Origin of the sequence: Streptomyces sp. NPDC051064, assembly GCF_044455985.1 — a bacterium.
In the GTDB taxonomy this organism is placed as follows: domain Bacteria; phylum Actinomycetota; class Actinomycetes; order Streptomycetales; family Streptomycetaceae; genus Streptomyces.
Map to the genome: position 1 here is coordinate 1 of NZ_JBITFK010000011.1, position 14139 is coordinate 14139.

13 protein-coding genes, 3 pseudogenes and 1 riboswitch are annotated in these 14139 nt (G+C 70.0%); of the genes and pseudogenes, 11 read left to right on the plus strand and 5 right to left on the minus strand.

The features are described 5' to 3' along the window. The 5 genes and pseudogenes from ACIBCU_RS32375 to ACIBCU_RS32395 form a co-directional block, all read left to right on the plus strand. Nucleotides 1-152: pseudogene (locus tag ACIBCU_RS32375) on the plus strand (4-hydroxy-3-methylbut-2-en-1-yl diphosphate synthase); the annotation flags it as partial. Between the two features lie 25 nt (nt 153-177). Continuing rightward, a complete protein-coding gene (gene dxs / locus ACIBCU_RS32380) occupies nt 178-2088 on the plus strand; it encodes a 1-deoxy-D-xylulose-5-phosphate synthase (RefSeq protein WP_399235798.1) in 1911 nt (636 codons plus the stop codon). Then, the gene (locus tag ACIBCU_RS32385; protein ID WP_399235801.1) at nt 2085-3479 is read left to right on the plus strand and encodes an aspartate aminotransferase family protein; all 1395 of its coding nucleotides are present in this window, start codon (nt 2085-2087) and stop codon (nt 3477-3479) included. Before dxs ends, ACIBCU_RS32385 begins: the two co-directional genes overlap by 4 nt. Nucleotides 3480-3536: 57 nt before the next feature. Continuing rightward, nucleotides 3537-4157, plus strand: a complete 621-nt coding sequence (locus tag ACIBCU_RS32390; protein ID WP_362943530.1) for an XRE family transcriptional regulator — start codon at nt 3537-3539, stop codon at nt 4155-4157. A gap of 66 nt (nt 4158-4223) precedes the next feature. Beyond that, nucleotides 4224-4397, plus strand: a complete 174-nt coding sequence (locus ACIBCU_RS32395) for a DUF6126 family protein (RefSeq protein WP_362943527.1) — start codon at nt 4224-4226, stop codon at nt 4395-4397. Nucleotides 4398-4406: 9 nt separating this feature from the next. Here ACIBCU_RS32395 and ACIBCU_RS32400 read toward each other — a convergent pair whose 3' ends face one another. Continuing rightward, nucleotides 4407-5231 (minus strand): tyrosine-protein phosphatase, encoded by an 825-nt coding sequence (locus ACIBCU_RS32400; protein ID WP_399235804.1) that lies wholly within the window; start codon nt 5229-5231, stop codon nt 4407-4409. A 414-nt stretch (nt 5232-5645) separates the two neighbouring features. Beyond that, nucleotides 5646-5804, plus strand: a riboswitch (cyclic di-AMP (ydaO/yuaA leader). Nucleotides 5805-5808: 4 nt separating this feature from the next. Here ACIBCU_RS32400 and ACIBCU_RS32405 point away from each other — a divergent pair. Together ACIBCU_RS32405 and ACIBCU_RS32410 are read left to right on the plus strand one after the other, a co-directional pair. Continuing rightward, complete coding sequence (locus ACIBCU_RS32405; RefSeq protein WP_362943520.1) at nt 5809-6741, plus strand: LysM peptidoglycan-binding domain-containing M23 family metallopeptidase; 933 nt, start codon at nt 5809-5811, stop codon at nt 6739-6741. Between the two features lie 176 nt (nt 6742-6917). Beyond that, nucleotides 6918-7745, plus strand: a complete 828-nt coding sequence (locus ACIBCU_RS32410; protein WP_362940422.1) for an SGNH/GDSL hydrolase family protein — start codon at nt 6918-6920, stop codon at nt 7743-7745. A 23-nt stretch (nt 7746-7768) separates the two neighbouring features. Here the strand turns inward: ACIBCU_RS32410 and ACIBCU_RS32415 are convergent. Next, nucleotides 7769-8101 (minus strand): annotated as a pseudogene (locus ACIBCU_RS32415) (radical SAM protein); the annotation flags it as partial. On the opposite strand from ACIBCU_RS32415, the pseudogene ACIBCU_RS32420 reads away from it, so the two are divergent. Further along, nucleotides 8093-8307, plus strand: a pseudogene (locus tag ACIBCU_RS32420) (DUF6745 domain-containing protein); the annotation flags it as partial. The pseudogenes ACIBCU_RS32415 and ACIBCU_RS32420 sit on opposite strands and share 9 nt — an antisense overlap. Nucleotides 8308-8323: 16 nt before the next feature. On the opposite strand, the gene ACIBCU_RS32425 reads toward ACIBCU_RS32420, so the two are convergent. Continuing rightward, nucleotides 8324-8935: a TetR/AcrR family transcriptional regulator gene (locus tag ACIBCU_RS32425; protein ID WP_399235807.1), complete on the minus strand. Its 612-nt coding sequence runs from the start codon at nt 8933-8935 to the stop codon at nt 8324-8326. Nucleotides 8936-8989: 54 nt separating this feature from the next. Next, nucleotides 8990-10189 carry a Glu/Leu/Phe/Val dehydrogenase dimerization domain-containing protein gene (locus tag ACIBCU_RS32430; protein ID WP_399235809.1) on the minus strand — a complete coding sequence of 400 codons (1200 nt, stop codon included), beginning with the start codon at nt 10187-10189 and terminating at the stop codon, nt 8990-8992. A gap of 154 nt (nt 10190-10343) precedes the next feature. Between ACIBCU_RS32430 and ACIBCU_RS32435 the strand changes: the two genes are divergently transcribed. Then, on the plus strand, nt 10344-10778 hold the full coding sequence (locus ACIBCU_RS32435) for a PPOX class F420-dependent oxidoreductase (RefSeq protein ID WP_362940416.1): 435 nt from the start codon (nt 10344-10346) through the stop codon (nt 10776-10778). Nucleotides 10779-10898: 120 nt separating this feature from the next. Next, nucleotides 10899-12095, plus strand: coding sequence for an MBL fold metallo-hydrolase (locus ACIBCU_RS32440; protein WP_362940413.1), 1197 nt, complete (start codon nt 10899-10901; stop codon nt 12093-12095). 201 nt (nt 12096-12296) lie between these two features. Here the strand turns inward: ACIBCU_RS32440 and ACIBCU_RS32445 are convergent, their stop codons facing one another. After that, complete coding sequence (locus ACIBCU_RS32445) at nt 12297-12716, minus strand: hypothetical protein (protein ID WP_399235811.1); 420 nt, start codon at nt 12714-12716, stop codon at nt 12297-12299. A gap of 580 nt (nt 12717-13296) precedes the next feature. Between ACIBCU_RS32445 and ACIBCU_RS32450 the strand changes: the two genes are divergently transcribed. Then, entirely contained in the window at nt 13297-14106 is an 810-nt protein-coding gene (locus ACIBCU_RS32450) for a universal stress protein (protein ID WP_362940407.1), read from the plus strand. Nucleotides 14107-14139 lie beyond the last annotated feature (33 nt).

The window sequence follows — 14139 nt, forward strand, 5'->3', positions numbered from 1 at the left end:
AGGGCCAGATCTTCGTGAAGGGCGAGGTCATCAAGACCGTCCCCGAGTCGAAGATCGTGGAGACCCTCATCGAGGAAGCCATGAAGATCGCGGAGGGTATGGAGGAAGCGGGGACGCCCGGCGGGGCCCCCGCCGTGACCGTGAGCCGATAGCAGGAGCAGAGAGAGGGGCCCGGGCGTGACGATGCTGGAATCCATCAAGGGGCCGCAGGATCTCAAGGCACTGAGCCGACCGGAACTCGGTGCCCTCGCCGAGGAGATCAGGGCGTTCCTCATCCGGGCGGTGGCGAGGACGGGTGGTCATCTCGGCCCCAACCTCGGCGTGGTCGAACTCACCATCGCCCTGCACCGGGTCTTCGACTCACCGGTGGACCGGGTCCTGTGGGACACCGGGCACCAGAGTTACGTGCACAAACTGCTGACCGGGCGGCAGGACTTCTCCAAACTGCGCAGCAAGGGCGGCCTCTCCGGCTACCCCTCCCGCGAGGAGTCCGAGCACGACGTCATCGAGAACTCCCACGCCTCCGCCGTGCTCGGCTGGGCCGACGGCCTCGCCAAGGCCGACGAGGTGCTGGAGCGTGGGCGTCATGTCGTGGCGGTCATCGGCGACGGGGCCCTCACCGGCGGAATGGCCTGGGAGGCGCTCAACAACATCGCCGCGGCCAGGAATCGCCCGCTGATCATCGTCGTGAACGACAACGAGCGCTCCTACGCCCCCACCATCGGCGGGCTCGCCGGCCACCTCGCCACCCTCCGCACCACCGACGGCTACGAGCGCTTCCTTTCCTGGGGCAAGGGGGTGCTGCAGCAGACGCCGGTCATCGGACAGCCGCTGTACGGGTCGCTGCACGGTGCGAAGAAGGGCTTCAAGGACACTTTCGCGCCCCAGGGCATGTTCGAGGACCTGGGCCTCAAGTACGTCGGCCCGGTCGACGGGCACGACACGGCGGCGGTCGAGTCCGCACTGCACCGGGCCAGGCGTTTCCACGGCCCGGTGCTGGTGCACTGCATCACCGAGAAGGGCCGTGGCTTCGCGCCCGCCCTGGCCGACGACGCCGACCGTTTCCACACCGTCGGCAGGATGGACCCGCTGACCTGCGAACCACTCGTCGTGCCCGCCGCGCCTTCCTGGACGTCGGTGTTCGGCGACGAGATCGCGGAGATCGGGGCCGAGCGCCCGGACGTCGTCGCGATCACCGCGGCGATGCTGCATCCGGTCGGGCTGACCCGCTTCGCGGAGGAGTTCCCGGACCGGATCTGGGACGTCGGGATCGCCGAGCAGCATGCGGCGGTCTCCGCCGCCGGGCTGGCCACCGGAGGTCTGCACCCCGTCGTGGCCGTCTACGCGACCTTCCTCAACCGGGCCTTCGACCAGCTGCTGATGGACGTCGCCCTCCACCGGTGTGGAGTGACCTTCGTGCTGGACCGGGCCGGCGTCACCGGGGTCGACGGCCCCTCGCACAACGGCATGTGGGACATGTCCGTGCTCCAGGTCGTCCCGGGGCTGCGGATCGCGGCCCCGCGCGACGCCGACCGGCTGCGCGAGGAGCTGCGCGAGGCGGTCGACGTCGACGACGCGCCGACGGTGGTCCGGTTCCCCAAGGAGTCGGTGGGGGAGCCGGTCGCGGCCGTCGGGAGGATCGGCGGGATGGACGTCCTGTACCGGGCTCCGGACCCGGACGTCCTGCTGGTGGCCGTCGGCGTACTCGCCCCGGTCTGTCTGCAGGCCGCCGACCTGCTCGCCGGATCCGGAATCCGCTGCACGGTCGTCGACCCGCGGTGGGTCAAACCGGTCGACGAGCAGCTGCCCGCGCTCGCCGCGCAGCACCGGCTGGTGGCGGTCGTCGAGGACAACAGCCGGTCGGGCGGGGTCGGCTGGGCCGTCGGACAGGCCCTGCGGGACGCCGGCGTCGACGTACCGCTGCGGACGTTCGGCATCCCCGAACAGTTCCTCGCGCACGCCGGGCGCGGTGAGGTACTGGCCGAGATCGGGCTCACTCCGGTGGAGATCGCCGGACGCATCAGCACGGCGCTCGAGCGCCGCACGGCAGTGGGAGAGCGGAACATGCCGAAGGAGAACGGGGCATGAAGGACGGACATCCGGGATTCGATCTGACGCGGCTCCTCGCGGAACGGGGGGCCGAACGCTACGAGCTCCACACCCGGCACCTCAACCACCAGCTGCCGCGGATGCTCCACACCCTCGGTTTCGACAAGGTCTACGAGCGGGCCGAGGGCGCGCACTTCTGGGACGCGGAGGGCAACGACTACCTCGACATGCTCGCCGGCTTCGGCGTGATGGGGCTGGGCAGGCACCATCCCGTCGTACGCAAGGCGCTCCACGACGTCCTGGACGCCTCGCTGGCCGACCTCACCCGCTTCGACTGCCAGCCGCTGCCCGGACTGCTGGCCGAGAAGCTGCTGGCGCACAGCCCGCACCTCGACCGGGTGTTCTTCGGCAACAGCGGTACGGAGGCGGTCGAGACCGCGCTGAAGTTCGCCCGGTACGCCACCGGCAAGCCGCGGATCCTCTACTGCGACCACGCGTTCCACGGACTGACCACCGGCTCGCTCTCCGTCAACGGTGAGAAGGGCTTCCGCGACGGGTTCGCGCCCCTGCTGCCCGACACGGCCATCGCGCTCGGCGACCTCGACGCGCTGCGGCGCGAGCTGAAGCGCGGCGACGTGGCCGGGCTGGTCGTGGAGCCGATCCAGGGCAAGGGCGTCCACGCCTCACCGCCCGGCTTCCTGCGCGAGGCACAGGAGCTGCTGCACCGGCACAAGGCCGTGCTCATCGCCGACGAGGTGCAGACCGGGCTCGGCAGGACCGGTGACTTCTACGCGTACCAGCACGAGGAGGGTGTCGAACCCGACCTGCTCTGTGTCGCCAAGGCGCTCTCCGGCGGTTATGTCCCGGTCGGGGCGACGCTCGGCAAGGACTGGATCTTCAAGCGCGTCTACTCCTCGATGGACCGGGTCCTCGTCCACTCCGCCAGCTTCGGCTCCAACGCCCAGGCCATGGCGGCCGGGCTCGCCGTCCTCGCGGTGATGGAGCAGGAGGAGACCGTCGCCAACGCCCGTCGCACCGGTGACCTGCTGCGCGAGCGGCTCGCCGCGCTGGTCGGCCGTTACGAGCTGCTGCACGAGGTGCGCGGCCGTGGCCTGATGATCGGCATCGAGTTCGGCCGGCCGTCCTCCCTCAAGCTCCGCAGCCGATGGACGATGCTGCAGGCCGCCCGCAAGGGGCTCTTCGCCCAGATGGTGGTCGTGCCGCTGCTCCAGAAGCACCGGATCCTCACCCAGGTCTCCGGTGATCACCTGGAGGTGATCAAGCTGATTCCGCCCCTGGTCATCGGGGAGCCGGAGGTCGACCGCTTCGTCACCGCCTTCACCGCGGTCATGGACGACGCACACAGTGGGGGCGGACTGATGTGGGACTTCGGCAGGACACTGGTGAAACAGGCCGTGGTCCATCGCTGATATTGCCTCTGAGGCAAATCGTTTGCCTCAGAGGAAAAATCCTGGCCCAATGGAGGCATGAATCCTCCTGACGGAGGGGTGGCCGACGAGCTCCCGGGGGTCGCGCCACGCCTACGCGACCTGCGCCGCAACCGCGGCCTCACCCTGGAGAGCGCGGCGGGACGGGCGGGGCTCTCCCCGGCCCACCTCTCCCGGCTCGAAACGGGCCGGAGGCAGCCGTCGCTGCCGATGCTGCTCGGCCTCGCCCGGGTCTACGGTACGACCGTCTCCGAGCTCCTGGGCGAGATGCCGCCCGAACGTGACGCGATCGTCCGCGGCGGCCCGCCCGCCGGCGCGCCCCGCTCCACCGAGCCGGGCGGCTGGCTCTACCGGCAGGCGGGCGGGCCGGGCCGCGCCATGCAGGCGCTGCACGTCCGTGTGCCGTACGGCGTGGAGGGAGACCTCGTGCGCGTCCACCCCGGAGAGGAGTGGCTCTACGTCCTCGACGGCAGGCTGCGGGTCGTGCTGGGCGAGACCGTGCACGACCTCGATCCGGGTGACAGCGCGCACTTCGACTCGCTCACCCCGCACCGGATCGCGGCTCTGGACCGCGGTGGGGCGCGACTGCTCTTCGTTCACACGCTGCTGCAGAGCCCGGCCGCCGAGCTGTGCCTGGGCAGCGGGATCCACCGGCTCTGATCCCGCACACCCACACCGCGCGCCCCCTTGCCACCCCGGCCCGAACGGCCGGAAGAGAGGACTGTCATGTCCGATTCGGAGTACTACGACCCGCTCACCCCGCGCAGGCCGAAGAGCGAGGACACGCAGGAACGGCGGATGCCCCGCGGCGTAGTGATCCGGCTCTTCGCCTATCTCGTGGCCGGACACGTCATCGCGGGCTTCCTGTTCCTTCTGTTCACCGTGGCGGGCAAGGGCTGACGCCCGGCGTCACGCGCCCTCGACGAGCCGCTCACGCAGTTTCGCGCGGGTCTCGTCGCTGATCTTCAGCCCTTCCAGGAGATACCGGTCCGGGCTGCCCCAGATCTCGTCGATGGTGTCGAACGCTGCGGCGAGGTATTCGGCGCGGGCGCCGAAGAGCGGATTGAGCAGTTCCATCACCTCGTCGGACATCCCTACCGGTGAGGTGTCGCTGCGGCGCACCTTGTAGCGGCGGTGCGCGTCGTTCGACTTGAGGTAGTCGGCCTCGATGGCCTCCTTCTCGACGCCGACCGCGAGCAGGGAGACCGCGATCGACAGGCCGGCCCGGTCCTTGCCCGCCGCGCAGTGCATCAGCGCAGGCACGCTGTCCTCGGCCAGCGCGTGCAGCACACGGCTGTGTTCGGCGGTGCGGTCCTTGATGATCGAGCGGTACGAGGCGATCATCCGCCCCGTCCCCTTGCCGTCGGCCAGGATCGAGCGCAGCTGCTGGATGTTCCCGTCGCGCACCAGCCGCCAGAACTCCGCGCCGTCCGCCGGGTCGGAGAGAGGAATGCTGACATTACGGACGCCGGGCAGCTCCACGTCGAGGCCGTCGAGCTTGTGGTCCGCCGCGTTGCGGAAATCGAAGATCGTGTGCAGGCCGAGCCCGGCGAGGAAGGCGGTGTCGGCCTCCGTGGCATGGGCGAGGTGACCGCTGCGGTAGAGGCGCCCGTACCGCACGGTGCCGCCGTCGACGGTCGGCAGCCCGCCGACGTCGCGGAAGTTGCGGACACCGGTCAGGTCGACGTCCGTCGGCTCGGGGCCGACCGGCGGGACCTCTGGCAGCTGCGTCACAAGGGCTCCTGGGGTGTCGGGCGTCGGCGCCGCTCGCCGACGGGGGCACGCCCGCGACGATACGACATGGCTGCATCGGACAACTGTCTCGGTCGCTGTGGCCCTGGTCTTCCTGGGCGGACAAGATCGCGCAATGTCCGTATTGGTGCATTTAGCGGAACATGCCCCGCTTGTACGGGAGATGGGGTGAGGCGGGTGAGCGGGATCATATCCGTGACGGTGTGTGGTGAAGGTGGCGGGGGTTATTCCGGGCGCTGTGCGGAAAGCCAAGATCCGTAATCCACGGAGTGTGACGGGAATTCCGCGCCGGAAATGAAGCGCGGATTCCGGTTCGGAAACCGCGGCTTGTTCGCGACGTCCCGGCTCGCTTACGGTCACGGTCAATCCGGACGGAACGCCTAATCCTGCCGCCGCCCGGAATCCGCACCGACTCACGTGTGGCAGGAGCGGGGGAACCAGGTAGGCCGCCGGCCGGAGGGATCCGGTACGGCTCGGGGTCAAGACGCGCACCGCGCGGCCGGGCATCTCCAGTCCGAACCCGACAGCTCACCTCGCAGGCGCCGGAGAGGAAATCCCCATGCCCGCAAAAGGCAAGCACCGTCGTACGAAGACCGGCCCGATAACCCGAGGCGTCCTTGCCGCGGGGACCGGCGGCGCCGTTCTCGCCCTCCCGCTGATCGGCGCCACCGGCGCCCACGCCGCCGAGCAGGCCGCGCCGGCCGCCAAGTCCGCCGCCGCGCACAGCGCCCCGGCCTCGGCGAAGAGCACTCCGAAGACCTACTCCGTGGTCTCCGGCGACTACCTGGCGAAGATCGCGGGCGAGCAGAAGGTCAAGGGCGGCTGGCAGAAGCTGTACCAGGACAACCGCGACGTCGTCGGCGAGAACCCCAGCCTGATTCTCCCGGGCATGAAGCTGACCCTCGGGGCCAAGGCCTCCGGCTCCGAGGCCGCGCCCTCCAAGTCCGCCCCGTCGGCGGCGAAGAAGGCCGCCCCGGCCGAGAAGAAGGCCGCTCCGGCCGAGGCGACGTCCGCTCCGGCCGAGGCGACGTCCGCTCCGGCGGCCAAGACCGCCGACTCCGGCGCGTCGGAGGAGAGCACCGGCTCCGGCTGGGCCGCCCCGGTCGAGAACGCCAACGTCACCACCCAGTACCGCGCCTCGGGCGCCAGCTGGTCCAGCGGCTACCACACCGGCTCCGACTTCCAGGCGGCCTCCGGCACCAGCGTCCGGTCCATCGGCCCGGGCACCGTGGTCTCCGCCGGCTGGAGCGGCTCGTACGGCAACGAGGTCGTCATCCAGCACAGCGACGGCATGTACTCCCAGTACGCCCACCTCTCCTCGCTCGAGGTCACGGCCGGCCAGACCGTCACCGGCGGCCAGCAGATCGGCCTCTCCGGCACCACCGGCAACTCCACCGGCCCGCACCTCCACTTCGAGGTCCGGACCGGCCCGAGCTACGGCTCCGACGTCGACCCGATCGCCTACCTGCGTTCGCACGGCGTCTCCATCTGAGACACGCCGCCTGAGGGTGTCATCCCAGGCTGAAGGAGAGGGGCGGTGCGCGCTTGCGCACCGCCCCTCTCCTTATTCCGGCTTTACCAAAAACTGACCGGGTGGTCTTTCTCACCATCCGTCAACCCCTTATTACGGTCGCGTAGGTCACAATCGAAGGTGCAAGATAAGCCCTTGTGGCAGACGATTCGAGAAACAAACAACGAGGCATCATCGGGTCGTACGCAGCGATTGGCGACAGCTTCACCGAGGGCGTCGGAGACCCCGGCCCCGGTGGGACACTCGTCGGCTGGGCCGACCGGCTCGCGGTGATCCTCGCGGACCAGCTCCCGGGCCCCGACGCGGCGGTCGCCCCCGCGGACGACACGCACGGCAACTTCCGGTACGCCAATCTCGCCGTACGCGGACGGCTCCTCGACCAGATAGTCGAGGAACAGGTCCCCCGCGCCAAGCAGCTGGCACCTGATCTGGTGAGCTTCTGCGCCGGCGGCAACGACATCCTCCGTCCCGGCTCCGACCCGGACGACGTGGCGGAGCGCTTCGAGCGAGCGGTCGCCGACCTGACGCAGGCGGTCGGCACGGTCATGGTCACCACCGGCTTCGACACCCGTGGCATCCCCGTGCTCAAGCACCTGCGGGGCAAGATCGCCATGTACACCGCCCATGTCCGGTCCATCGCCGACCGCTACGACTGCCCGGTACTGGACCTGTGGTCCCTGCGGTCCGTGCAGGACAGGCGGGCGTGGGACAACGACCGGCTGCACCTCTCGGCGGAGGGGCACACCCGCGTCGCACTGCGGGCCGCCCAGGTCCTCGGCCTCCAGGTGCCGGCCGACCCCGACCAGGTGTGGCCCCCGCAGGCACAGCGCGGGGCACTCGAGGTCCGGCGCGACGACATCCAATGGGCGCGCGAATACCTCGTCCCGTGGATCGGCCGCCGACTGCGCGGGGAGTCCTCCGGGGACCACGTCGAGGCCAAGCGCCCCGACCTGCTGCCGCTCTGACCCGCTCGGCCGCTGACCCGTCGTCAGGGGCCGGCCATGGGGAGCGGACGCCGGGCCGGGCCCGGCGGAACGAGCCCGTCCGATGCGGATACCCGCACCGGGCGGGCGGGTATCCGCTCCAGTACCCCGCCCGCGAAGACGTCGTACAACGGCAGTGTCTCCAGGTGCACATAGCCGATGTGGCAGTCGCAGACACCGAGCGGGCAGCCACGCGGGCGGAGCGAACTCCGATAGCTGCCGTCATAGGGATTGCCCAGCTCCGCACGGACGAAGTGACAGCGCCGCACGGTCCCGTCACCGTCCACCGAGATCACCGACTCACCGGTCCGGCAGGGCAGACCGGCCGCGTGCACCGGGACGAGACCGGATCCTCCGGCGCATCGCGACGGAGGGTGACGAGGACGTCGTCATGGTCGAAGTCGTCAACTCCACCCCCGAGCCCGACGGGACGCACCGCGTCTACCGGCTACGGGTGCCGCCCAGGACCCGGACCGCGAAGGAGGGCGTCGCCTGGACCTTCGGGATCGAGGGGGAGGCCTACGCCCCGGTGCGCCAGACCTGACCCGCCCGTCGGCGCCTCAGGCGGTCAGGACCTCGTGGTCGATGCCGAGTTCGCGGGCGAGCGCCTCCTCGGTCCACTGCAGCATGGTGGCCCGGGAGAGCGGACCCGCGTACGACGTCATCTGGACGGCCAGCCCGTCCAGGAGGGCTGTCAGCCGCCAGGCCACGGACATCGGGTCCTCGCAGTGGAACTCACCCGCCGCGGCCCCCTCTTCGATCACCTCGGCCAGCTCGGCCTTCCACTGCTGGTCGAGGTCTCCGGCCACCTCGCGCAGCACCGGGTCACGGAGGGAGGAGGCCCAGCCCTCGATCCACAGGCGCCAGCCCTTGGCCTGTCCGGTCGGTGCGTACCAGCGAACGGCGGAACGGAGCCGCCGGACCGCGCTGGTGCGCCGGGTCAGCAGCTTGCGCAGATGGGCGAGATCGGCCTCCGCCGCGTATGCGAACGCGGCGGCCACCAGTTTCTCCTTGGACGAGAAGTGGTAGAGCACCAGCGCGTTGCTCACCCCGAGAACAGCGGCCACATCGGCGATCCTGACCGCGGACACGCCCCGGACCTCGATCTGCTCGACGGCAGCGCGCAGGAGCTCCTCACGTCGCTCCGCCACACTCAGCCGCACTCTCGCCACGCGGTTACCCTAACCAACGCTGCGGCGCCGGCATCCGGCCCCCGTGCCCACGGCCTACCGGTACCAGCCGAACCGCTCCGCCATCACCGGCAGACGGTCCGCGACGAGCGAGTGCGCCGCTGCCCGCGGGGTGCAGCCGTCCGCGGCCGCCCGCTCCAGGACGCGGTCCATCAGGACGCGCATCGAGCGGCGGGTGTGTCCGAACGCCTCCTCCGCATCGGGGCCGATGTCCCCGAACAGCGTCCACCACCACCACGCGTTCGTACCGGAGTTGACGACCACGTCGGGGAGAACCGTGATTCCGCGCTCGGCGAGCAGTGTCTCCGCCTCCGGGAGCACCGGCATGTTCGCCGCCTCGACCACCCAACGGGCCCTGACCGAGGCCTGGTTCGCGGAGTCCACGGCGTACGACACCGCGGCCGGAACCAGTACGTCGACGTCGGCGGCCAGCCAGGCGTCGGCCGGCAGCTCCTGGTCCCCGTCGCGCAGCGTGCGCCGGTCCAGGGCCCCGTGCGCGTCCCGGGAGGCGAGCAGTGCCTCGACGTCCAGGCCGGCGGGATTGGCGATGGTGCCCCTGATGTCCGCGACCGCGACGACGGACAGCCCGGCCCGGGAGAGGAAGCGGGCCGTCGCCCCGCCCATGGTGCCGAACCCCTGGAGGGAGACCCGGGCACCGCCGTGCGCCACACCCGCCCGGTCCAGTGCGGCGAGCGTGGATTCCGCGACCCCGCACCCGCCGACCAGCTCGTCAAGCCCGATCCCGTCGACCGTGACCGCGAAGGCGTCCGCGAGCCGTCGCCGTGCGACCGCCTCGTCGTCCAGCAGGGGATAGACCGCCTGGACCGTGGAGACGAGGCCGGCCTCAGCCGCGGCACGGTCGACGAGATCCTGGCTCAGCCCGAGATCCTCGCCGGTCGTCCAGACGTTCTCGATGTACGGACGCATCGCCCGCAGGAAGCGGACGAGCACCCCGTAGGCGGCCGGATCGCGAGGGTCGCAGTCGATGCCACCCTTGGAGCCGCCCAGCGGGATGTAGCGCGTCCGCGGGTCGCCGGCGTCGAAGTGCAGGGCCTCCTTCATGGTCATGCCCCGTGCCAGGCCGGCCACCTCCGCGAGGGTGCAGCCCTTCCTCATCCGCAGGCCTCCGCTCGACACCCCGCGCACCAACCGGTCGACGACGAGGTATCCCTCGGTGCCGGTGACATGGTCCGTCCAGGTCAGGGAGACCAGCGGGGCGTAGGAGGGGGACTGCATCGGGCGGCTCCTGGATTCACCTGTGTCGATGTACTGAACAGCGAGTCAGTATCAGAGGGCGGGACACGGCTGTCAACGCGTGCGGCACACCGGATGTGACAGCGTCGTACGCCCGATGCGGAATCCTGCGGGAGGCACGGACGTTGGAGTCGGCATGACAGAACCCTCGCGTGCGGCGCTGCTACGACTCATCGGGGAGTACGACGGCGGGGTGCTGGTCACCCTCAAGCGTGACGGCAGGCCCCAGCTGTCCAATGTGAACCACGCCTATTACCCCGAAGAGGGGGTGATCCGCGTGTCCATCACCGAGGGGCGTGCGAAGACCCGCAATCTCCGCCGGGACCCACGGGCGAGCTACCACGTGACCAGCGAGGACCGGTGGGCCTGGACCGTCGCCGATGTCACCGCCGAGCTGACCCCGCCCGCGGCCGACCCGCACGACACTGTCGTGGAGCAGCTGGTCTCCCTCTACCGGGACGTGCGGGGAGAGCACCCGGACTGGGACGACTACCGCCGGGTGATGGTCCAGGACCGCAGAGTCGTCCTGACCCTGCGGATCGAGCATGTGTACGGCCAGCCGCGCGCCTGAGGTGGGGCCCCTCGCGGCACGGTTCCGGGTGACCCCTGACCGTGCTCCGTTCACCGCCGAGCTCTCGCTCCGTCCTGATTCCAGACCATAATGACGACACCGACTCCCTCAGGAGATGTTGTGACCGGCGCAGACAACCAGCCTTCGCTCCGTACCAGACTGCGCTCGCTGCGCCCCGACGCCTTCGGCGCGGACCCGGCGGGGGTGCGGATGGACCGGATCCGCCGCTCGCCCAATTTCGCCGACGGTGTCTTCCAGAACCCGGAGGGGGCGCGGACCAGGCCCTCCGGCTCCATGCTCGAATTCGCCAAGGTGTACTTCCACAAGGAGCAACGGGCCCGCAGGTCCCCTCTCGGCACCGTGCCCGTCCATGCCACGACCTTGGCCGATCTGGCCGCGCCGCCGGCAACGGGCCTGCGGGTGACCTGGCTGGGCCACTCCAGCGTGCTCACCGAGATCGACGGCCGCAAGGTGCTGTTCGACCCGGTCTGGAGCGAGCGCTGCTCGCCGTTCGCCTTCGCCGGGCCCAAGCGGCTGCACCCCGTCCCGCTGCCGCTCGCCTCGCTCGGGCCGGTCGACGCCGTAGTGATCTCCCATGACCATTACGACCACCTCGACCTGCCCACGATCAAGGCCCTGGCAGGGATGGACACGGTCTTCGCGGTGCCGCTCGGTGTAGGCGCCCACCTGGAGCGGTGGGGCGTGCCCCTTGACCGCATCCACGAGCTCGACTGGAACGAGACCGCGGAGATCGCCGGCATCAGCCTGACCGCCACCCCCGCCCGGCATTTCTGCGGCCGTGGGCTCCGCAACCAGCAGCACACGCTCTGGGCGTCGTGGGTCGTCGCGGGTCCGGAGCACCGGGTCTACCACAGCGGGGACACCGGCTACTTCTCCGGATTCCGGGACATCGGCGCCGAGCACGGCCCCTTCGACCTGACGATGATCCAGGTCGGCGCCTATTCGGAGTACTGGCCGGACATCCATATGACACCGGCCGAGGGCCTGCGCGCACACCTGGACCTTCAGGGGGGCAGGCCGCACGGCGCGCTGATGCCCATCCACTGGGGCACCTTCAACCTCGCCCCGCATCCGTGGGCGGAGCCGGGGGAGTGGATGAAGGACGTGGCCGAGGAGGCGGGGCAGCCGGCCGCCTTCCCCCGCGCGGGTGAGCCGTTCGAACCGGCCGGGGAGCTTCCCACGGATGCTTGGTGGCGCGCGGTGTCGGAGCCCGTCGCGCACTCGTGGCGCCGTTCCGAGGTGGCGGAGGCGGCACCGGTGCACCGGGAAGAAGTCGACCTCGCGGGCGAGCGGTGACGGAAGACAGAGGTGATCTTGAGCATGTCAGTTGCTGAGTGATCTGAAGCGGTGTGGCCCCGAACGGTAGGTTCGGGGCCACACGGGTGTGTTGGGCAGCGCCGCTCTTTTACGATGCTGATCGTCCCATCGTTGCAGGTCAGGAGCACTCTTCGCGTTTCCGATCACGTACCGGACGCCCCACCACGTGAAGGCTCGAGGCTAACCGCCGGCGGTTCCGGGATGGAGCCTGCTCAGCACCCACACGATGATGAGGTCCAGGGTCATCACGATGATGGACCACACCGGGTAGTACGGGATGAACATGAACTGAGTGATCAGACTGATCCCTGCCAGCGCGATTCCGGCCCCTCGCCCCCAGCTCTTGCCGGCCAGAATTCCCACGCCGGCAATGACCAGGGCCAGTCCGATGACGAGGTGAAGCCAGCCCCAGGCGGTCAGGTCGAACCGGTAGGCGTATCGAGGTGAGGAGAACAGGGTGTCGTGTGCGATGCCGGTGACACCCAGAAGAATGCTGAGCGGGCCACTCAGCATGAGCATCGCCCCGGCGGACAGCGAAACGCCGCTGATCATGTCGCTGTTGTCAGGCTTCCGCTGCCCCTTGCCGGGCGTCGCTGCCATGGCCGTCGCCTTCCTGTCCTGCGCGGTCACCAACGCACACCGGCCATGCGAGGAATGCCACGCTCGCTTGACAGCCTGCCCTTGTTCTTTCGGGCCCGCGACTGCAATGTGTCAGCACGGACGGGCAGACTCTCGGCGCCCTGGGCCGGACCGCTGCGGCCATATGGCGGGGCGCCAGTTCCGGCACCCCGGGGCAGTCCGGGCCTGGCCAGGAGGCTTGGGCGCACGAGCAGGGCAGGTGCGTTCGGGAACCCCCGCCGCGGTCCATGGGTCAGCCCTGCGCCCTGCGTAGCCGCAGCAAGTGACGCCACTCGTGTGGGAGTTCAGCGCGCTGTCGGCCAGGCTGGAGAGGCGGCGAGGCCCGCAGCGCACACCGACTCGGTGTGGGTGGCGAAAGGCCCGGACGCCAGGGCGGCCGCCGACTGCCGCATGCGCACCGGCTTCGCTGTTGTCCGCGGGTAGTCGAACCCGCATGGCGCACATACGCGGCTGATGAAATTCGATCCCCGCTGCCTGCTGCGATGGCAGCAACGCATCGCCGGAGTGAGGATTGGAAGCCGGAGCGAGTGATGGAGGAGCGGTGGGCAATCTGATCGTCGTGGGAGTGGACGGCTCGTCCTCGAGTCTTGCCGCGGTGGAAGGGGCTTCGGCGGAGGCCCAGCGGCGCCGTGCGGAGCTGCGGGTGGTACACGCCTTCAGTTGGCCTGTCGGGCCCATGTATACGCCGCTGGACCCATCGCCGCTCAATCGCTTGGTGCACGAGGCGGCACAGCATGCCCGGAGCGTGGCACCTGAGCTGGAGGTCACCGAGGCCGTGGTGACCGGCGACGCCGTGGCGGTGCTGGAGGCTGAGTCACGAGCCGCCGGCCTGGTAGTAGTCGGCTCCCGGGGTATCGGGGGCGTCATCGGGATGCTGCTGGGATCAACGGCGGTGTCCCTGGCCGCCCACAGTCACTGTCCAGTGATGGTGGTCCGCGAGGAACCGGCTGGCGCCGGGCCGATCGTGCTGGCTGTCGACGGCTCTTCGGCCGGCGAGAAAGCGGTCGATTTCGCTTTCTCCGAGGCAGCGCTGCGCAAGGCTGAGATCAAGGCCGTGCACGCGTCGCCGCCGGACTATGCGCCGCTCGGTGCGGGCCCCGAGAGCGCGGAGCGTCTGCTGGCCCACGCACTCGCCGGCCGTACGGAGAGGTATCCGGACGTCGCGGTCAGACATGACGTGGTGGGCGGTGAAACCCGCGAGGTACTGATCGAGGCGAGCAAGACTGCGCAGCTCTTGGTTGTCGGAGCCAGGGGGCGGGGCGGTTTTGCCGGACTGCTCTTGGGTTCGGTGAGCCAGGCACTGTTGCACCACGCGCACTGCCCCGTCACCGTTGTCCGCGGCAAGGAATGACCTGACCGGCGCGGTGAGGGATCCTGTCGCATG